Source organism: Flavivirga aquatica, from assembly GCF_001747085.1.
GTDB classification, from domain to species: Bacteria; Bacteroidota; Bacteroidia; order Flavobacteriales; family Flavobacteriaceae; genus Algibacter_C; species Algibacter_C aquatica.
On the sequence record NZ_MDJD01000028.1, the window covers coordinates 220,657 to 240,257 of the forward strand.

At 29.5% G+C, this 19,601-nt stretch carries 19 protein-coding genes and 1 pseudogene; 10 read left to right on the forward strand and 10 right to left on the reverse strand.

What is annotated here, in order from left to right; all coding sequences use genetic code 11:
- Positions 1-326: 326 nt before the first annotated feature.
- The 4 genes from lptB to A8C32_RS06125 form a co-directional block, all read right to left on the reverse strand.
- Positions 327-1,067: an LPS export ABC transporter ATP-binding protein gene (gene lptB, locus A8C32_RS06110; RefSeq protein WP_069829553.1), complete on the reverse strand. Its 741-nt coding sequence runs from the start codon at positions 1,065-1,067 to the stop codon at positions 327-329.
- Between the two features lie 124 nt (positions 1,068-1,191).
- Entirely contained in the window at positions 1,192-1,542 is a 351-nt protein-coding gene (locus tag A8C32_RS06115; RefSeq protein WP_069829595.1) for a carboxymuconolactone decarboxylase family protein, read from the reverse strand.
- The gene (gene tatC, locus A8C32_RS06120) at positions 1,535-2,359 is read right to left on the reverse strand and encodes a twin-arginine translocase subunit TatC (RefSeq protein WP_069829554.1); all 825 of its coding nucleotides are present in this window, start codon (positions 2,357-2,359) and stop codon (positions 1,535-1,537) included. Before tatC ends, A8C32_RS06115 begins: the two co-directional genes overlap by 8 nt.
- Complete coding sequence (locus A8C32_RS06125) at positions 2,359-3,276, reverse strand: KpsF/GutQ family sugar-phosphate isomerase (RefSeq protein WP_069829596.1); 918 nt, start codon at positions 3,274-3,276, stop codon at positions 2,359-2,361. Before A8C32_RS06125 ends, tatC begins: the two co-directional genes overlap by 1 nt.
- Before the next feature lie 254 nt (positions 3,277-3,530).
- Between A8C32_RS06125 and A8C32_RS06130 the strand changes: the two genes are divergently transcribed.
- From A8C32_RS06130 to A8C32_RS06150, 5 genes are all read left to right on the forward strand, one after another.
- Positions 3,531-5,735 (forward strand): RecQ family ATP-dependent DNA helicase, encoded by a 2,205-nt coding sequence (locus tag A8C32_RS06130; protein WP_069829555.1) that lies wholly within the window; start codon positions 3,531-3,533, stop codon positions 5,733-5,735.
- A 345-nt stretch (positions 5,736-6,080) separates the two neighbouring features.
- Complete coding sequence (locus tag A8C32_RS06135; protein ID WP_069829556.1) at positions 6,081-7,013, forward strand: peptidylprolyl isomerase; 933 nt, start codon at positions 6,081-6,083, stop codon at positions 7,011-7,013.
- A 260-nt stretch (positions 7,014-7,273) separates the two neighbouring features.
- On the forward strand, positions 7,274-7,696 hold the full coding sequence (locus A8C32_RS06140; protein WP_069829557.1) for a hypothetical protein: 423 nt from the start codon (positions 7,274-7,276) through the stop codon (positions 7,694-7,696).
- Positions 7,697-7,748: 52 nt separating this feature from the next.
- On the forward strand, positions 7,749-8,294 hold the full coding sequence (locus A8C32_RS06145) for a YfiT family bacillithiol transferase (RefSeq protein WP_069829558.1): 546 nt from the start codon (positions 7,749-7,751) through the stop codon (positions 8,292-8,294).
- On the forward strand, positions 8,295-8,777 hold the full coding sequence (locus tag A8C32_RS06150) for a GNAT family N-acetyltransferase (protein WP_069829559.1): 483 nt from the start codon (positions 8,295-8,297) through the stop codon (positions 8,775-8,777).
- 257 nt (positions 8,778-9,034) lie between these two features.
- Here the strand turns inward: A8C32_RS06150 and A8C32_RS06155 are convergent.
- Positions 9,035-9,929: pseudogene (locus A8C32_RS06155) on the reverse strand (IS1595-like element ISAlg1 family transposase).
- Between the two features lie 290 nt (positions 9,930-10,219).
- Between A8C32_RS06155 and A8C32_RS21050 the strand changes: the two are divergent.
- Entirely contained in the window at positions 10,220-10,306 is an 87-nt protein-coding gene (locus A8C32_RS21050) for a sigma factor-like helix-turn-helix DNA-binding protein (RefSeq protein WP_240491700.1), read from the forward strand.
- 78 nt (positions 10,307-10,384) lie between these two features.
- Here the strand turns inward: A8C32_RS21050 and A8C32_RS06160 are convergent, their stop codons facing one another.
- The 3 genes from A8C32_RS06160 to A8C32_RS06170 all read right to left on the reverse strand — a co-directional run bounded on the left by A8C32_RS06160 (position 10,385) and on the right by A8C32_RS06170 (position 13,691).
- Complete coding sequence (locus A8C32_RS06160; RefSeq protein ID WP_069829561.1) at positions 10,385-10,939, reverse strand: thioredoxin family protein; 555 nt, start codon at positions 10,937-10,939, stop codon at positions 10,385-10,387.
- A 439-nt stretch (positions 10,940-11,378) separates the two neighbouring features.
- Positions 11,379-11,771 carry a PUR family DNA/RNA-binding protein gene (locus A8C32_RS06165; protein WP_069829597.1) on the reverse strand — a complete coding sequence of 131 codons (393 nt, stop codon included), beginning with the start codon at positions 11,769-11,771 and terminating at the stop codon, positions 11,379-11,381.
- Between the two features lie 162 nt (positions 11,772-11,933).
- On the reverse strand, positions 11,934-13,691 hold the full coding sequence (locus A8C32_RS06170) for an ABC transporter ATP-binding protein (protein ID WP_069829562.1): 1,758 nt from the start codon (positions 13,689-13,691) through the stop codon (positions 11,934-11,936).
- Between the two features lie 209 nt (positions 13,692-13,900).
- On the opposite strand from A8C32_RS06170, the gene nusB reads away from it, so the two are divergent.
- The 3 genes from nusB (at position 13,901) to yajC (ending at position 15,722) form a co-directional block, all read left to right on the forward strand.
- Positions 13,901-14,845 carry a transcription antitermination factor NusB gene (nusB, locus tag A8C32_RS06175; RefSeq protein ID WP_240491699.1) on the forward strand — a complete coding sequence of 315 codons (945 nt, stop codon included), beginning with the start codon at positions 13,901-13,903 and terminating at the stop codon, positions 14,843-14,845.
- Between the two features lie 92 nt (positions 14,846-14,937).
- Positions 14,938-15,423: a DUF1573 domain-containing protein gene (locus A8C32_RS06180; protein WP_069829563.1), complete on the forward strand. Its 486-nt coding sequence runs from the start codon at positions 14,938-14,940 to the stop codon at positions 15,421-15,423.
- Between the two features lie 11 nt (positions 15,424-15,434).
- A complete protein-coding gene (gene yajC / locus A8C32_RS06185) occupies positions 15,435-15,722 on the forward strand; it encodes a preprotein translocase subunit YajC (protein ID WP_069829564.1) in 288 nt (95 codons plus the stop codon).
- Positions 15,723-15,970: 248 nt separating this feature from the next.
- Here the strand turns inward: yajC and pepT are convergent, their stop codons facing one another.
- On the reverse strand, positions 15,971-17,209 hold the full coding sequence (pepT, locus tag A8C32_RS06190) for a peptidase T (RefSeq protein WP_069829565.1): 1,239 nt from the start codon (positions 17,207-17,209) through the stop codon (positions 15,971-15,973).
- A gap of 156 nt (positions 17,210-17,365) precedes the next feature.
- Here pepT and A8C32_RS06195 point away from each other — a divergent pair, with 156 nt between their 5' ends.
- Positions 17,366-18,397 carry a quinone-dependent dihydroorotate dehydrogenase gene (locus A8C32_RS06195; protein ID WP_069829566.1) on the forward strand — a complete coding sequence of 344 codons (1,032 nt, stop codon included), beginning with the start codon at positions 17,366-17,368 and terminating at the stop codon, positions 18,395-18,397.
- Between the two features lie 4 nt (positions 18,398-18,401).
- Here A8C32_RS06195 and A8C32_RS06200 read toward each other — a convergent pair whose 3' ends face one another.
- Positions 18,402-19,532, reverse strand: coding sequence for a zinc-dependent metalloprotease (locus A8C32_RS06200; RefSeq protein ID WP_069829567.1), 1,131 nt, complete (start codon positions 19,530-19,532; stop codon positions 18,402-18,404).
- Positions 19,533-19,601: the final 69 nt, after the last annotated feature.

Genomic DNA, 19,601 nt, shown 5'->3' on the forward strand with positions numbered 1-19,601 from the left:
TGATGTTATTTTGATATCATAAAGATATGATTTATTTTTAAATAGGTCTTGTTTATTTCAATAAAAACAATTTTATCAATTTAAAATAGCACTATTTAATTATAAAATGATGTATTAAATATGATGTTATTTTAGAGTGTAAAATGGTTTTTTTATACTGAATATTACATGTTTAGTTGCTGTTAGGACAAGGAGGTAACAGGGTAAGGGAAGGGTTAAATAAGAAATATTAAAAAATCCCAATTCATCTAAACTAGATGAATTGGGATTTTTTAATATTTTACTCTTAATATAGAAATTATTAAGAATATGTGATATGTAGATTTCTATTCTTGAATTTTCTTTTTACGTAGTTCAAAGTTCTGACCTAAGTATACCTTACGTACCATTTCATCATTAACTAATTCTTCAGGTTTACCAGCTTTAAGGATACTACCTTCAAACATTAAGTATGTCCTATCTGTAATAGCTAAGGTTTCTTGTACGTTGTGGTCGGTAATAAGAATTCCTATATTCTTTTTGGTGAGTTGTGATACAATACGTTGAATATCTTCAACCGCCACAGGGTCAACTCCTGCAAAAGGCTCATCCAAAAGAATAAAATTAGGATCCGTTGCTAAAGCTCGTGCTATTTCCGTACGCCGACGTTCACCACCAGATAATAAATCACCACGACTTTTACGAATATGCCCTAAACTAAATTCATCAATAAGGGATTCCATTTTATGGTGCTGCTCTTTTTTACTTAGTTTAGTAAGTTGTAATACACTTAAAATATTATCTTCAATACTTAATTTTCTAAATACAGAAGCTTCTTGAGCTAAATAACCAATACCATTTTGTGCACGTTTATACATTGGATATTTGGTTATTTCTTGATTGTCTAAAAAAATGTGTCCGCCATTGGGTTTTATCAAGCCAACAATCATATAGAAAGAAGTTGTTTTTCCTGCTCCATTAGGTCCCAAAAGACCAACAATCTCACCTTGATTAACTTCAAGAGAAACATCTTTCACAACTTTTCGTCCACTGTAGGACTTCATTAAATTCTGGGCTTTTAAAATCATAAAGTTATATACTGTAAACGCTAAAAATAGTAAAAACATATGCACTATTATAACGGAATGTTGAATTTTATCTTTTATTAGTATTTATTAATATCTAATAGCATAGTCGTTTATAAAAATGTATTTACGCAACAGATTCTTCCAGTGCATCCCAAAATTCATAAGCGCGACGCAAATGGGGGATAACTATAGTTCCACCAACTAAAGTCGCAATACTTAAAGCCTCAACGACTTCTTCTTTTTTTAAACCTAGCTTATGGCTAGTTTCCATATGGTATTTTATACAATCATCACAGCGTAAAACAGCAGAAGCAACTAAACCTAAAAGTTCTTTAGTTTTAACATCTAGAGCACCTTCAGCATAAGCATTAGTATCTAAATTAAAAATACGTTTAATAACCTTGTTATTATCGGCTAGGATTTTATCATTCATTTTAGCGCGATAATCATTAAATTCATTAACTATTTCAGACATGTTGTTTTTCTTTTCTTTTTTGATTTCTAATAACAATTTTAGATATATAAATACTTGTTTGGTATAATACTAAAATAGGAACAGCCACAATAACTTGACTTGCTATATCAGGAGGTGTAATAATGGCAGAAAGAATTAGTACAATAACTAATGCATATTTTCTATATTTTTTTAAAAACTCAGGAGTAACCAGTCCAATTTTTGTTAAAAAATAAATAATTATGGGTAACTCAAAAATTAAACCAGCCGCCAAAGCAGAAGACCTAACAAGTCCAATGTAAGAACTAATATCAATTTGATTATCTACAATATCAGAAATATTATAATTAACTAAAAAATTAATAGAAAGTGGCGTAATAATATAGTAGCCAAATAAAATTCCAATAAAGAATAATATAGAAGAAATAATAATAAAACCACGTGAATGTTTACGCTCATTTTCATGCAATCCAGGACTTATAAACCTCCATAATTGATAAATTACATATGGAAAAGAAATAATAAAGCCACCAAGAATGGCAGTCCAAATATCTGCAGAAAATTGCCCTGCCATGGTACGGTTTTGAATAATAGCAGGCATTGTTTCATTACAAAAGGTACTATCAACATCAATAAATTTTGCGATGTTACATAAGAATTCATAAGTTGGAAAACTCATGTCCAATGGAGCAAAAATGATAGAATTAAATATAAATCTACTAAAAATAAATGCTAAAGTAGCAACTATAACAACGGCTAAACAAATTTTAATTAAATGCCAACGTAAATCTTCTAGATGATCTAAAAAAGACATTTCATTTATATTCTTCTTTGTCATTATATAATACCTTCTTTTATTAAGTCATGCAGGTGTACAATACCAGCATATTTACCATACTCTTCAACAAGTAATTGAGAGATTTCATTAGTTTCCATAACCTCTAAGGCATCAATAGCCATGGCATCGGCATTGATGTGTTTAGGGTTAGCACTCATAATATCCTTAGCCGTTAAATTAGAAAAGTCATTAACTTTAGATAACATTCTACGTAAATCACCATCAGTTATTATTCCAATAATTTTATCATTTTCAACAACAGCAGTCACACCCAGCATTTTTTCTGTTATTTCTATTATAACATCTTTAATATTTGTTGTAGGCGCAACTTTTGGTTTTTCATTAACAGATGAAATATCATGAACTCTTAAATACAGTTTTTTTCCTAAAGCTCCTCCAGGGTGGTATTTAGCAAAATCATTACTAGAAAAACCACGTAATTCTAATAAACAAACAGCAAGTGCATCACCAATAACTAATTGAGCCGTAGTACTAGTAGTAGGAGCTAAATTATTTGGACAAGCTTCTTTTTCTACAAACGCGTTTAAAATATAATTTGCATGTTGCCCTAAAAAAGAATCTTTATTACCAGTAATAGCAATCATCGTATTTTTAGCACTTTTAATAAGAGGTACTAAAACTTTTATTTCTGGAGTGTTACCACTTTTAGAAATACAAATAACAACATCATCCTTAAGAATAAGCCCTAAATCACCATGTATAGCATCTGCAGCATGCATAAAAACAGAAGGCGTACCTGTTGAATTTAGAGTGGCTACAATTTTGTTGGCAATAATAGCGCTTTTGCCAATACCTGTAATAATAACACGCCCTTTTGATTTGTAAATGAGTTCTGTAGCCTCGGCAAAGTCGTTAGTTATTAAAGTAGACAAATTTAAAATGGCTTCACTTTCCATTTTAATAGTTTGCTTCGCAATATTAATAATAGAATTCTGGTCTTTCAATATTTATTATATTTTAGTTGATGCATTTCAAAGATTTTTTTATCTTTAATAGTAATCAAATTAAATTTTATTGTAATTTGGATTTTATTTTCGTTACAAAACTAACGAAAAAAAATATGAGGGCTCTTTAAATATATTACTAAATTAATGAATAGAATTTTTAATATTTTTGAAGAAATTTAAATAATTAATTTTTTATACAATTCATGTCAATAACAAAAAGTGACTTGCATGCTGCACTAAAAAAATATTTTGGGTTTAGCAAATTCAAGGGACTTCAAGAAGATGTTGTAGAAAGCATTTTGTCAGGAAAACATACGTTTGTAATTATGCCAACAGGAGGCGGCAAGTCTCTTTGCTATCAATTACCAGCGTTAATGCAGGAAGGCACTGCGATAGTGGTATCTCCTTTAATAGCTTTAATGAAAAATCAAGTAGACGCCATTCGAGGTATTTCGAATGAGGAAGGCGTTGCACATGTATTAAATTCTTCATTAAATAAAACAGAAGTAAAACGTGTAAAAGAAGATATTGTAAATGGTGCAACCAAATTACTTTATGTCGCACCAGAATCTTTAACGAAGGAAGAAAACGTTGAGTTTTTAAGATCTGTAAAGATATCTTTCATGGCTATAGACGAAGCACACTGTATTAGTGAGTGGGGGCATGATTTTAGGCCAGAATACAGAAACTTACGTAATATAATAGGTAGAATAGGCGATAATATTCCAATAATAGGCTTAACAGCAACGGCTACACCAAAAGTTCAAGAAGATATTATTAAGAACTTAGGAATTAATGATGCTACCACTTTTAAAGCTTCTTTTAATAGACCTAATTTATATTATGAGGTAAGACCAAAAACTAAGGATGCTGATGCAGATATTATTCGTTTTGTAAAGCAAAATGAAGGCAAGTCTGGAATTGTTTACTGTTTAAGTAGAAAACGTGTTGAAGAACTAGCACAAGTACTACAAGTAAATGGTATAAAAGCAGTACCATACCATGCAGGGTTAGATGCAAAATCTAGGTCTAGTTATCAAGACAAATTCTTAATGGAAGATGTCGATGTAGTAGTAGCTACTATTGCATTTGGTATGGGTATAGATAAACCAGACGTACGTTTTGTAATTCATCATGATATACCCAAAAGTATAGAAAGTTATTATCAAGAAACAGGACGAGCAGGACGAGATGGAGGAGAAGGACATTGTTTAGCTTTTTATGCATATAAAGACATTGAAAAATTAGAAAAATTCACGTCAGGAAAGCCAGTAGCAGAACAAGAAATTGGTCAAGCCTTATTGCAAGAAGTTGTAGCTTTTGCAGAAACATCAATATCTAGAAGAAAGTTTATTTTACATTATTTTGGAGAAGAGTTTGACAATGAGACTGGAGAAGGTGGAGATATGGATGATAATGTTAGGTATCCTAAAAAGAAGCATGAAGCCAAAGATGATGCTAAGTTATTGTTGGAAACCATAGCAAATACTAATGAAAAATATAAATCTAAAGATTTAGTAAATGTTTTAATAGGTAAAGAAAATGCTTTAATAAATTCTCATAGAACCAACGAGCAACCTTTTTTCGGAAAAGGGAAACATAATGATAATAAATATTGGATGGCCTTATTAAGGCAAGTTTTGGTTACGGGTTATCTTAGAAAGGATATTGAAACTTATGGAGTTATCAAATTAACAGACGCAGGTAAAAGTTTTATTAAAAGACCTAAATCTTTTATGATGACAGAAGATCATATATTTGAGGGTGCTCAAGAAGATGGAACCATTATAACCGCTGCAAAAAGCGGAGGAGCATCTGCAGATGCAGTATTAATGGGGATGTTGAAAGACCTTCGTAAAAAGAATGCTAAAAAACTAGGAGTGCCACCATTTGTTATTTTCCAAGATCCATCATTAGAAGATATGGCTTTAAAGTACCCTATAACTATATTAGAACTTAGTAATGTACATGGAGTTGGGGACGGTAAAGCAAAAAAATATGGTAAAGATTTTGTTGAGCTAATAGCCAAATATGTTGAAGATAATGATATAACACGTCCAGACGATTTAGTTGTAAAATCTACAGGAACAAATTCAGCAAATAAGTTATTTATTATTCAGAACATTGATAGGAAGTTACCATTAGATGACATAGCATCTTCAAAAGGAATGTCTATGGAAGATTTTATTAAAGAAATGGAAGCTATAGTATATTCAGGGACAAAATTAAATATCAATTATTGGCTTGATGAAATTTTAGACGAAGATCAACAAGAAGATATACACGATTATTTTATGGAATCTGAATCTGATAACATTGATGTAGCAATTGAAGAATTTGATGGTGATTATGATGATGAAGAGTTACGTTTATACCGGATCAAATTTATTAGTGAAGTTGCTAACTAAATTTTAAATATAAAATTTTAATATTTTAGCGTTCCCAAGGGACGGGCTTTTGGCAGTCGCTTTTTTGAGAAAAACAAAAAAAGAGCTCCAACAATGCCTCAATCCCTAACGCGGATTAGTTAATAATATTAAACAATTGGTTATTTTAATTCTAGTTTTCTGTAAAATAGAATTTATGTTAATTCAATTTGTAAAAAGTCTGTTGTGATGTTTTGTGTACTTATAAAAATAAAAGTATATCAATCATAAGACTCATGAAAATTAATGTCAAAAAAAACTTATAACTGATAATCCATAATTTTTAACTTACTTTCCTATCTTTGCACTTTCTTAAAACTTAGAACAATGCAAGACGGATTATACGCAAAATTTAATACAACAAAAGGAGAGATTCTTGTAGCTTTAGAATATCAAAAAACACCAGGAACGGTTGGTCATTTTGTGGCTTTAGCAGAAGGAAATCTAGAAAACAAAGTAAAACCTCAAGGAACACCATATTATGATGGTTTAAAATTTCATAGAGTAATTCCAGATTTTATGGTTCAAGGTGGTTGTCCACAAGGTAGTGGTTCTGGTAATCCAGGATATCAATTTGATGATGAGTTTCATCCAGATTTAAAACATGATGGACCAGGAATTTTATCTATGGCAAATGCAGGACCAGGAACTAACGGAAGTCAGTTTTTTATAACACATGTTGAAACACCTTGGTTAGACAATAATCATACTGTTTTTGGAAAAGTACAATCAGGTCAAGATGTTGTAGATGCCATAGCGCAAGGAGATGTTATTGAAAGTTTAGAAATTGTTAAAGTTGGAGCAGAAGCCGAAGCTTTTAATGCTGTAGAATCGTTTAGAACTTTTGAAGGATCAAGAGAAAAAAGATTAGCAGAAGCTAAAGCAGCAGCAGATGCAGCGTTAGATAAAATAGCAGCAGGATTTAATAAAACAGACAGCGGCTTACGTTACCAAATTATTCAAGAAGGTAGCGGAGTTCAAGCAGAAAAAGGTAAAACAGTTTCAGTACACTATAAAGGAGAGTTGCTAGATGGTACCGTTTTCGATTCATCATACAAACGTAAGGAACCAATTGATTTTCCTTTAGGAATGGGGCAAGTAATTTCTGGATGGGATGAAGGTATCCAATTGTTAAAAGTAGGAGATAAAGCTCGTTTTGTAATACCTAGTCATTTAGGATACGGAAGTAGAGGAGCAGGAGGAGTTATACCTCCAGATGCTACTTTAATATTTGATGTAGAATTAATGGAGATAAAATAAAATTTATGCATTAGCATAAGTTCAAAATTTTTTAAAAGAATATTAAGAAGCTCTATAAAATTAAGATATCTATTTGTAGAGCTTCTTATTCTTATAATACTTCATAACAGTAGGAAAATATCTGGTTTCTAGGTATTTTGTCTATTATAAAGAATAGGTTAATTATTTTTTTAATATATTGTTCATGGAAGCTCTCATTACACCTAATATTACTTAGGTGTAAATAATTATCCCATAATTTTATAAATATATTTTACGAAATGATTAATATAAAAGATTCAGTGGTATACGATAGTGTAATTAAAGAATTTAATTATTCTTTTGCTAATGTTTATGTTTTTAAAGGTTATGTTGTTTCAGAAGTTAACGAAGGTCTTGCCTTTAATTGGGATGAACATGCTGAGTTAATTGTGAAAGACGTCATGTCTTATTTGGAAACAGATGGAAGTGATCTCATCTATATTTCTAATCGTGTAAATTCATATTCTGTAATGGCTCAAGATTGGGTAAAGTTTTTTAAAAAAAGCTATTCATTAAAAGGCTATTATATAGTTACAGATAGAAAAACTAGTATTTTAGGTTTTATGGTTGAAAACCTATTTTTTAAAAGCAAAATAAAGAAGTTCGACTGCCTATATTTGGCTATAAACTGGGCTGAAAAAGGATTTGTAGACGTTGCTTAAAATTTATTTATACTTATTTTTAAATTCTTAATTTTAAAGAAATGTATATAGAATGAATATAAGTAATTTAGAATATTTAAAATATCCTATAGGTCAATTCAAGGTAGCTACTCCAATAACTCAACAACACATTCAAAGTTGGATTTCTATATTAGAGCATTTTCCTAATAGGTTAGAAAAACTAGTTAAAGATTTATCAAGCGTACAGTTAGATACCGTTTATAGGTCTAATGGTTGGACCATAAGGCAGGTTGTACATCATATTTCAGATAGTCATCATCATAGTTATACACGTTTTAAATGGGCGTTAACAGAAGACAAGCCTATTATTAAAGCTTATTTTGAAGATCGTTGGGCAGAACTAATAGATTCAAAAACAGCACCAATAGAAATGTCTTTAAACCATATAAAAGCTATTCATTTTAAGCTTGTTTATCTACTAAAAACATTAACAGAAGAAGATTTTAATAAAAGCTTTATTCACCCAGAAACTAATAGTGAAGTTGTTCTAAGCTATAACATAGGTAATTATGCATGGCATAGTAATCATCATTACGCGCATATAGAGAATTTGTTAAAAATTAAAGGGTGGTTATAAATGATTAGATCTGTAAGCATAGGAGATACACAAGCACTTTTAGATATTTATAATTATTACGTTTTAAATACTGTCGTTACTTTTGATGTAGAACCTTTAACATTAGAGATGTTTCAAGATAAATTGAAGCGAATTAGTTTTGAATACCCATTTATAGTTTATGAAGAAAATAATGAGATTTTTGGTTTTGCCTATGGAAGTAGATTTAGACCAAAACCTGCGTATAATCATACGGTTGAATCAACAGTTTATGTAAAGCATATGGCTCATGGAAAACAAATAGGGACTAAGCTATATACTGAATTAATAAGGCAATTAAAGAAAACAGATGTAAATACGATTTTAGGAGTGCTAACAATACCAAATGATATTAGTGTGAGGTTACACGAAAAATTCGGATTTGTACAAGTGGCTGAATTAAAAGAAGTTGGTTTGAAATTTGGAGCTTGGCAAGATATAGGGATATGGCAATTAAAACTTTAAAGTAATTCTTCTCTGTTTACTCGTAATCACTCTTAATTCAGTAATGATAGCAATAATAACGAACCTATCAAAGATTTTTTCACCAAAATACCTTCTATTGAGTTTGTAAATAAACTCATTTAAATATAATTGCAAGTATTTTTTTTAATCAATAGAATTCCCTAACTTTGCATCGTTTGTAGAGTAAAGATCAGTAATTTTGGATTTATGAGCGAACATATTCATAAAAGCCATAATAAGATTTTAGAGGTCAGTAGTTAGTTACTTATTAATTTTGATTGATATATTTTCTCTCCACGAACCATTTTAGTTATCTAAGTTGTTGAATATTGTATTCTTGCTCTGTGATCTATTAATCCTAAAACAGAACTCATTAAAATATCTATTCAGATTAGCATCACTCACCCAAGAATAAGTTGTTCTGATCCAAGATTTCACTTGGTGTATCATTGTATGAATTGCCTTGAAGTTTAATCCTTTATTACTCTCTATTTGAGTAATATCATAGGCTTTAGCAATAGGTCTGTATCCTCTCCATTTATCGGTGATTACTTTAGCTTTCCGATCTATATGATTGACAAAGATGTATTGAAGTGATTGCGCCGAGAAGTCCTCTATTTTCATAGCATACATCCTTCTTACTTTTCCTTTTTCTGTTAGCTGAACTGCTGTTATAGCTTTCTTTTTCTTACCATCATAACTTCTACCTGTTTTTCCTTCTTCTCTACCACCAAGTACAAATTCATCTACATGAACTTCTCCATCCATTGGATTATTTCCACTAGAAGACATTGCTTCTCTAATTTTTAACATAAATAATCTAGTCGTTTTCTCTGTGATACCATAACGGACTCCCATATAACTTGCTGATAAACTTTTTGTGCTTGTGGCCATCTCAAAACAAATGAAAAATGCTTTTCGAACACCAAACTTTACTTTGTGAAAAAGTGTCTCAGCAGTAGCAGATTCTGTATGTCTACAAATATTACATTGACGAGAATAATCAATGAGAGTTTGACAAGCTGTATGATTACACCTAGTACATTTAAAAGGAATTTTAGCCTTGATTTGAGCTAAATATTCTTTACAATTATCGTCTGTTTTGAAGCGATCAGAGAACTCTAGAAGATTTTGACCTTGAAATATGTCCATAATTCAATATATTTATTAGCAATAAGATACGCATTTAAATACTGACCTCTATAAGATTTTCCGTAAAAAAACTACTATAATGTATCTATTTGTATAAATCTGTTTATAATGAATTTATAGAACAGTTTTGTAAAAGGCTAAAGTTATTTAGAAAAAAATATTGAAGCTATTGATTTAGTTTTAGAAAACGAAAGTTTTGATATAGATGCGATGATGAAATTAGTTAATTAAGAAATAAATAATTTACCTAAAAATGTAAAGAAGTTTTTATTTTAAATACAAAAGAAGGATTGACTCATTCTGAAATTTCTGAGTATTTAAACATTTCAATTAAAACAATAGAAGTGCACATGGCAAGAGCTCTTTTAAAGTTTTAAACGATAAATTGGGTAGGCATATTAAACCTGTATTTTTTTTTTTTTTAATAGTTTTAAAAAAATGTAACAAAGCAGTAATTATTTCCATTTAATGTTACATCCAATACTTGGTTTTTGTAGAGTAGTGTTTTCCTTATTTTCAATTAAACAATCTATAGCTTGTCTTAAGTCGATACCTGTAATAGGTAAGCCATTACCTGGCCTTGAATTGTCAAGTTGACCTCTATAATTTAGTTTTAGGACTTCATCAAAAACATAAAAATCTGGTGTGCATGCAGCATCGTAAGCTTTAGCTATTTCTTGACTTTCATCATATAAATAAGGGAAAGGGTAGCTTTCGTTTTTAGCATGAATAGTCATGTTTTCAGGAGAGTCCTGTGGATAATTAATAGCGTCATTACTGGATATAGCAATAAAACTAATACCTTTTTTTGTGTAGGTATTTGCTATTGAAACTATTTCTGAATTCACATGAATTACAAAAGGACAGTGGTTACATATAAACATGATAACTGTTCCTTTATTTCCTTTTATGTCGTTAAGATTTAAAATGGAATTAGAAATAGTATCAAGAAGTGAAAACTGTGGAGCTGAGGTTCCTAATGGAAGCATATTTGAAGGAGTACGAGCCATAAAACAAGTTTTTATCAAAGTTCGTGATAATACATTAAATGGCAAAATAACTTATATAAATTGTGTGTTTTTTAAATGAATAACACAATAGTTTTTAAGGTAAATTTAAGAGTGGATATTATTTATTATTGAAGTGATAGTTCTCTAGAAGTTATAAATCCAATTTATCAACATAGAATTGATTTTGAGGAGATAGGTATTAAAAAGAATATTTACTTCACAAACGAATAGTAACCATCGTAAGTTTTCTTAAAAAAACAGCTAGCTAAAATTATGAGCAAATGTCTAATTTAGAGACAGTAAATTAAAAAAAATATTATGTAGCTTAACTACTGAGTATAAAGTAAAAAAAGAGTAAGCTTTTACTATGCTTATAATCATATTTAAAACATAACAAACGTAATTGATATTACGTTTGTTATGTTTTAAATATTGATAATTAAATATCATCAAAACTTATATCTGTAAAACTTTCAGTAGTTTTTATTTCGTCTTCAGTAGTTCTTGATGAAGAAGGCTGGTCATCATATTCTTTTTTAAAATCTTTTTGATGGCGTTCACTAATAACTTCATCACCTTTTTCATTAATGATATAATCAGTCATTTCAGCTAAAATATCTTTAAATTCAGTAAAGTCTTCTTTATAGATATATATTTTATGCTTTTTGTAATGAAACGATCCATCATCATTAGTAAACTTTTTACTTTCAGTAATCGTTAAGTAATAATCTTCTGCTTTAGTCGCTCTAACATCAAAAAAATAGGTACGTCTTCCTGCTCTTAATACTTTCGAAAAAATTTCCTCTTTCTCCATCATATCATTATTATTCATATTTGATTTGAAATTTATTTTATAATCATTCTGTATCAAAAATCTAAAAAAAACCAATACTAACCAACAAATTATGAAGTTTCTTTTTTAAATATTAGATTTTATTGCATTTACTTAAATAGAAAAACACTGTAGCTTCTTATTCTTTAATGATTTAGTCTTTTATTTTGAGCTCGTCTCACTAAGTTGTTTTAAATATAGATGTTTGTAGTAACCATCTACGTTTATAAGTGTATCATGTGTGCCTTCTTGAACAATTTTGCCATTATCTAATATAATTATTTTATCTGCATTTTTAGCCGAAGAAACTCTGTGACTTACTATAATTGATGTTTTTCCTTTAGAAATCTCACTTAAACCTTGTAGTATTTTTTCTTCTGTTTCTGTGTCTACAGCAGACAAACAATCATCGAATAATAAAATTTTTGGAGACTTTATTATTGCTCTAGCGATGGAAACTCGTTGTTTTTGCCCGCCAGAAAGTGTTATACCACGTTCCCCTAAAGTTGTATCATAACCATTGTTAAACTTGATAATGTTTTTATGTACTTGAGCCTTTTTTGCAGCATTTATAACATCATTATCATTAGCGTCTTGATTTCCAAATTTGATATTGTTTTTTATGGTATCTGAAAACAAAAAGGCATCCTGTGGTACATAACCAATACTATCTCTTAAATTGGTTAAATTATGTTCGTTAATTTTTGTTTCATTAATAATAATAGAACCTTTATCTATATCATAAAGACGCCCTATTAAGTCTAAAATAGTAGATTTACCAGAGCCTGTTTTACCCAAAACAGCCAAAGTTTCTCCTTCTTTTACAGAAAAGCTTACATCGTTTAATGCTTGAATATTAGTATCATCATAAGTAAAAGATACATTTTTAAATACAATATTTCCTGTTATTTTAGTGTTTACTTCAATAGTATTTTTAATTTCAGGTTCAATTTTTAAAAATTCATTAATTCGTTTTTGAGAAGCTTCGGCTTGTTGTACAATTGAAGTAACCCAACCTACTGTAGCTACTGGCCATGTAAGCATGTTAACATAAATAATGAATTCGGCTATAGTTCCAATAGTTTCAATTTCTCCGTTTATATATTGCATACCTCCAATATATATAACCAATAAATTACTGGTACCAATAAGTAAAATCATCATTGGGAAAAACCAAGCTTGTACTTTTGCTAAACTGATTTGTTTTTCTTTACTTTCAGCAGCAAGAGACTTAAAGTTCGTTGCTGTTTGAGACTCAATACCATAAGCTTTAATTACAGAAATCCCACTGAATGATTCTTGAGTAAACGTAGAGAGTTTAGATAAATATTCTTGAACAATGGTACTACGCTTGTGTATTTCTTTACTCAATTTATAAATAATAATTGATAAAATAGGTAATGGAACTATAGTATAAAGCGTTAATTTTGGAGATGCATTAACCATATATATAATAACAATAATAAAGAGAGATATGGTATTTATACTGTACATAATAGCTGGACCTGCATACATGCGTACTCTACTTACATCTTCCGTAATGCGGTTCATTAAATCTCCTGTTCTATTTTTTTTATAAAAATTTAGGGATAGTTTTTGGTACTGCTCATAGATTTCATTTTTTAAATCGAATTCAATATAGCGAGATACATTAATAATAGCCTGTCTCATAAAAAAAGTAAGGATAGCTCCAATTAATGCAGCTCCAATGATATAAACAATAGCTTCTGTGAGCTCATATTTATAAGCTTCGGGTGTTATTCCGCCTTTTAAATATTTTTCAATAATTATAAATATTTGTTTTATATATCTTGGCGTAAATAGTAAAAACAACCTAGCAACAATAGTTATTATTGTGCCTATTAAAAGATGTGTTTTATATTTTAAAAAGTACTTATTTAAATGCTGTAATTCTTTCATTTACTTAATAGTAATATAAGAAGGCAAATATAGGGTATTAATGATAAATAAAACCTTGGTGTATATAAGTGAATTGTTAAATATAGACTAAAGTATTTTATAATAATAAAATGAATAATATGGCCAGATTTTTTAAATATAGTATTATTTTTGCGGCATCAAAACAATGAAAAATAACTTGTCATTTTTAATTTAAGTTCCTTGTAATTATGCTAAATAGAAGACATATTCGTGTAAAAGTAATGCAAACTTTATATGCCTTTAAGGGTGGAGAGAGCGATGATTTTATTAAAGACCAAAAGTTTTTACTGTTTAGTATAGATAATATGTACAACTTGTACCTTTTATTAGTTTCATTATTAATTGAAGTTCAAAAAAGAGCTGAAGATGATTTACAAAAGAAGCAGAAAAAACATTTAGCTACTAAAGAAGATAAAGATCCTAATAGGAAGTTTGTAAATAATCAATTATTAAAACTTTTAGTAGATAATTTCCAGTTAAATAGTCAAATTGAAACACATGGGGTTACTAATTGGAAATTAGATGGAGAATATGTAGATGTTATTTTTAAATCGATAGTTTCTAGTGACCTTTATAAGGATTATATGCAAACTAGAGTTTCTGATTTTAAAGAAGACAAAGATTTTATTGTTGATATTTTTAAAGATATTATTGCTCCAAATGATAAACTTTACGATTATATAGAAGATAAAAATTTAACATGGTTAGATGATTTACCTACAGTAAATACGGCTATTTTAAAATTATTAAGAAAAGCAAAAACAACTTCTGCAGAAGGTTATTTTACACCAAAACTTTATAAAGACATTGATGATAAGCAATATGCAATTGATTTGTTTAGAAAAACGCTTTTAAAAAGAACAGCAATAAACAAAGAAATAGGGCTCAAAACCCAAAATTGGGACTCAGAGCGTATTGCTAGTGTCGATTATGTTTTATTACAAATGGCTATTTGTGAGTTGAATAATTTCCCTTCTATTCCTGTAAAAGTGACCATTAATGAGTACTTAGAAGTAGCTAAAGAATATTCTACACCAAAAAGTAGTATATTTATAAATGGAATTTTAGATAAATTAGTAAAAGAATACGAGGCTTCAGGAGCATTAAAAAAGATTGGTCGTGGGCTGTTGTAGATTTCTTACAATAAGAAGAAGCAACAAAAATTTTGAATAGTATAAATAATTATTACTTTTACACATCAAAAAAATATTTAACTAGATCTATTATGAAAAAAATAATATTAGGATTAAGCACACTATGCTTAATAGCTTTTACTTCTTGTAAAGAGAATGCAGCTAAAAAAATTGATGAAAATAATGTTGCAGCAGCAGCAGTTAGGGACGCAGGTTCATCTAAATTACCTGTTCTTAAATTTGAAGAAACTGAACATGATTTTGGTGAAATAGAATCTAAAACGCCAGTAGAAACTACTTTTAAATATACTAATGTAGGGGATGCACCATTAGTAATTACTAATATAGGAACGACTTGTGGTTGTACTGTACCTCAAAATTGGAGTAGAGAACCTTTAGCGCCAGGAGATACTGGAGAATTTTCTGTTAAGTATAATGGGAGTGGATCTGGTAAAGTAACAAAACAAATAACAGTTACTGCAAATACTGAAAAAGGTTCAGAAATAGTTAAAATAACTGCATTTGTTAAACCAGATCCAAATGCAGCAGTTAAACCAGCTGCAAAAGCAGCAAAATAAGTAAAAGAATAATGTTAGAACAGATTCAGAAGTTTTTACCGTTTATATTAATGTTTGTAGTTGTATATTTCTTTATGATTGCGCCACAAATGAAGCGTGCTAAAAAAGAAAAGAAATTTGCTGCAGAATTAAAACGTGGTGATAAAGTAATTACTAAAAGTGGCTTACACGGTAAAATAGCTGAGTTAAATGATAAAGATAACAGTTGTGTTATTGAAACTATGGCTGGAAAGTTAAAGTTTGATCGTTCTGCTATTTCTATGGAAATGAGCTCTAAGCTTAATGCTCCCGTAAAATAAAATCAATTTTATTTATTGATATTAAAAAAGCTTCCATTTTGGAAGCTTTTTTTGTTTAGGAATTTCTATAGCCTCTTTTATATAAGCTAAAATATTATTTTGTTAATATTATTAATCGATTCAAAGCGCATTTGTCGCATTGTTTTAGTTTCTTGAACATTAATGAGTAAATTTTTTCATTTGAATGAATTTTTTTAAAGGTTTTGTTATGCCTAAGATAAAGTTTCATTTAAACACCAATATAGATCTTACTTCTCTTTCGCAGTCAACTCAGCAATTTTACAAATAACCTCAGTGGCTTTAATCATACTCTCCACAGGAACATACTCATAACGTCCATGAAAATTATGTCCGCCAGCAAAAATATTAGGACAAGGTAATCCCATATAACTTAATTGAGATCCATCTGTGCCACCTCGTATAGCTTTAATTAATGGTTCAATATTAAGTTCCTTCATAGCTTTTTCGGCAATATCTACAATATGCATTACAGATTCTACTTTTTCTTTCATATTGAAATATTGATCTTTAATTTCAGTAGTAATAACTGTTCTGCCATATTGAGAATTAATTTCATTAGTAAGTTTTATCATAACCTCCTTTCTGGCTTCAAAATGTCCTTTATCATGATCCCGAATAATATATTCTAATACTGTTTCTTCTACATCACCTTTCATATCATGTAAGTGGAAAAAACCTTGATACCCATCTGTATGTTCTGGGGTTTCCATTCTAGGTAGCGAATTAATAAACTCTGTAGCAATGTACATAGAATTTATCATTTTTCCTTTAGCGTAACCAGGATGTACAATTTTACCTTTTATTTTTACGACAGCTCCAGCAGCATTAAAGTTTTCATATTCCAGTTCACCAATTTGGCTACCATCCATAGTATAAGCCCAATCCGCCCCAAATTTTTTAACATCAAATTTATGAGCGCCTCTACCAATTTCTTCATCTGGCGTAAAGCCTACACGAATTTTTCCGTGTTTAATTTCTGGATGATTTATTAAGTATTCCATAGCCGAAACAATTTCACAAATACCTGCTTTATCATCTGCACCTAATAGGGTAGTACCATCAGTCGTAATTAGAGTTTGTCCTTTGTAAAGAAGTAAATCTTCAAAATAGTCTGGAGACAATACTATATTTTCAGTTTCATTTAAAATAATATCTTTCCCGTCATAATTTTCAATAATTTGAGGATTTACATTTGCTCCAGTAAAATCTGGAGAGGTATCAAAATGTGAAATAAACCCAATGGTAGGTACATCATGTTCTACATTACTAGGTAAAGTGGCCATTATATAGGCATTATCATCAATGGTGACCTCTTGCATACCTATAGATTTAAGCTCTTCAGCAAGGTTATTAGCTAAATCCCATTGTTTTTTTGTACTCGGAGTACTGTCAGATTTTGGATCAGATTCCGTGTCAATAGTTACGTAACTTACAAAACGTTTTATGATGTGTTTTTTTGAAATCATTTTAGATGAAATTTAATATAATATAAGTAAAAAATATCTCATTTAAGTGAGACGAATATATAACCCTAAGGCTTTTCAAAAGTACGATTATTAATTTTTTTTGCTTTTGAATTGGCTGACTTTTTATTTAGACTTATTTTTGCATAAATACTACAGATGTACAAATTATTACTTCGTCCTTTATTCTTTTCATTCGATCCAGAAAAAATTCATCATTTCACATTTTTATTGATAAAATTCACATCTAAAATCCCCGGGTTTCCAGCTTTGTTTAGAGGTATGTACAAGGTTGAAAATAAGGGTTTGGAAAGAAATCTATTTGGATTAACATTTAAAAATCCTGTAGGTTTAGCAGCTGGATTTGATAAAAATGCAGTATTGTACAATGAGTTGGCTAACTTTGGTTTTGGTTTTATAGAAATAGGAACAGTAACGCCTAAAGGACAAACGGGTAATCCTAAAAAAAGATTATTTAGATTAAAAGAAGATCAAGGTATTATTAACCGTATGGGGTTTAATAATGAAGGTCTTGAAGCTGCTATTGGTCAATTAAAGAAAAATAAAGGGAAGCTTATAGTTGGAGGTAATATTGGTAAAAATACGGCAACAAAACCTGAAGGATATACTAAAGATTATTTAAAGTGTTTTAATGCACTTCATCCTTATGTAAACTATTTTGTGCTTAATGTTAGTTGTCCTAATGTTGGGAGTCACGCTAAATTAAATGATAAAGATTATTTAGAAGAGCTTATTAATACTGTGCAAAAGGCTAACAAGACCTTTGAAAAACAAAAACCAATATTGTTGAAAATAGCACCAGATTTAAATGACAATCAATTAGACGAAATTATAGAGTTAGTTAATAAAACTAAATTAGATGGAGTTATTGCTAGTAATACTTCTACAGACAGAAAAGACTTAAAAGCTTCTAAAGCGCTACTTGATAGTATTGGAAATGGTGGCTTAAGTGGACAGCCTATTAAAGAAAAAAGTACAAGAGTTATAAAATACTTATCAGATAAAAGTAATAAAGCGTTTCCTATAATTGGAGTAGGTGGTGTACACTCGGCAAAAGATGCGCTAGATAAAATAGATGCTGGTGCAGATTTAGTACAGATATATACAGGATTTATTTACGAAGGACCTAGTCTTATAAAAAGTATTAATAAGGCATTACTTAAAAAGTAATCATTTATTTAATAATCTTTTTTATAATTTTGGAGTGCTTACTTTCTAGTGTAAGTAAATAACTTCCATAGGGTAAGTTCTTAAAACTAATAGGTTGATTAGATAAGTTTCCAGATAAAAATATTTGACCAACAAGATTTGTAATTTTGTAATTCAAAATATCTTTAGTGTTATTTGTTTTTACAAAAAGCACATCATTTTTGATAGGATTAGGGTAAACTTTTATATCGTTTAATTCATTAGTTTGTTTAGATTCTATATTGGTGTCTGGCTCTTCTGAGGATATTATAAACCGATTTTCTTGGGATTTATAATACGCATACATACGAGCTAGTTGTTGTGTAGAGAAGTGATTTCTACAAGCTTTTCTAGAGTAAGACATAATATTTCCTGTATCTGGGCTGAAAATATCTCCGTTGCTGTCGGTCTCGTTTCCTTTGTATTTACAAAAATTATCAATTTTACTAGAACTCAATTTTGGGTCTGCAGGTGTATCACAAATACCATCACCATCAGTATCACAGTTGCTACCATTTACTAATTCTGATGTTATTTTGTTATTGTCGGGTCCGTGAGTATGTATTAAGGAGAAAAGATGACCTAATTCATGAGCTAGTGAAGAATTGTTTGTTGTACATTTATTTTTCATGATTATAATATCATTCTTTCCAATTGTAGTATCACTATACCCGCAAATACTTTCTTTTGAAGCGTTTTCAATATAATCTGTAAAATAAATATTTATTATCCCCGAAACATAAGTTGTTTTTGTTAAAGACTGTTCCTTGTCTTTATTAAAGTGACATAAATTATCATTATCAATATAGTTAATACCATCATACAAAAAAAATGACATAAAAGCATCTGTGTAAATTGAGTTTAGGTTTTTAAAAGCCTTATTGAGAACGTATGTATTAATACCACCAGAACCATCTGAGGCTCTAATAACATGTGCTTTAATGGGAATTGAATGGATTACTTCTTTACGTTTATTATTTTTTCTTTTATTAAATTTTATTTGCGAAAAATCTTGCTCATAAGTTTTTAAAAGAGGTTTTAAACTTTTATAATATTTTGCAATTTCTGAAGTTATAATTGTTCCGCAATTAGGTTCTAATTTATTTTGAGAAGACATAACCGTGGTAAACGATAAAAATATCGACAAGAATATATAATTAAATCTAGCAATAAAAATATTCATTTG

Coding starts and splice junctions, on each gene's coding strand:
- A8C32_RS06125 (WP_069829596.1), bottom strand. CDS start 3,276: ATGGAAAGTGAAGCCATTTTAAATTTGTCTACTTTAATAACTAACGAC.
- A8C32_RS06180 (WP_069829563.1), top strand. CDS start 14,938: ATGAAAAAAATAATATTAGGATTAAGCACACTATGCTTAATAGCTTTT.
- A8C32_RS06165 (WP_069829597.1), bottom strand. CDS start 11,771: ATGAATAATAATGATATGATGGAGAAAGAGGAAATTTTTTCGAAAGTA.
- A8C32_RS06135 (WP_069829556.1), top strand. CDS start 6,081: ATGCAAGACGGATTATACGCAAAATTTAATACAACAAAAGGAGAGATT.
- lptB (WP_069829553.1), bottom strand. CDS start 1,067: ATGATTTTAAAAGCCCAGAATTTAATGAAGTCCTACAGTGGACGAAAA.
- A8C32_RS06200 (WP_069829567.1), bottom strand. CDS start 19,532: ATGTCTTCTCAAAATAAATTAGAACCTAATTGCGGAACAATTATAACT.
- pepT (WP_069829565.1), bottom strand. CDS start 17,209: ATGATTTCAAAAAAACACATCATAAAACGTTTTGTAAGTTACGTAACT.
- A8C32_RS06195 (WP_069829566.1), top strand. CDS start 17,366: ATGTACAAATTATTACTTCGTCCTTTATTCTTTTCATTCGATCCAGAA.
- tatC (WP_069829554.1), bottom strand. CDS start 2,359: ATGACAAAGAAGAATATAAATGAAATGTCTTTTTTAGATCATCTAGAA.
- A8C32_RS06145 (WP_069829558.1), top strand. CDS start 7,749: ATGAATATAAGTAATTTAGAATATTTAAAATATCCTATAGGTCAATTC.
- nusB (WP_240491699.1), top strand. CDS start 13,901: ATGCTAAATAGAAGACATATTCGTGTAAAAGTAATGCAAACTTTATAT.
- A8C32_RS06140 (WP_069829557.1), top strand. CDS start 7,274: ATGATTAATATAAAAGATTCAGTGGTATACGATAGTGTAATTAAAGAA.
- A8C32_RS06160 (WP_069829561.1), bottom strand. CDS start 10,939: ATGGCTCGTACTCCTTCAAATATGCTTCCATTAGGAACCTCAGCTCCA.
- A8C32_RS06130 (WP_069829555.1), top strand. CDS start 3,531: ATGTCAATAACAAAAAGTGACTTGCATGCTGCACTAAAAAAATATTTT.
- A8C32_RS06115 (WP_069829595.1), bottom strand. CDS start 1,542: ATGTCTGAAATAGTTAATGAATTTAATGATTATCGCGCTAAAATGAAT.
- A8C32_RS06170 (WP_069829562.1), bottom strand. CDS start 13,691: ATGAAAGAATTACAGCATTTAAATAAGTACTTTTTAAAATATAAAACA.
- A8C32_RS06150 (WP_069829559.1), top strand. CDS start 8,295: ATGATTAGATCTGTAAGCATAGGAGATACACAAGCACTTTTAGATATT.
- yajC (WP_069829564.1), top strand. CDS start 15,435: ATGTTAGAACAGATTCAGAAGTTTTTACCGTTTATATTAATGTTTGTA.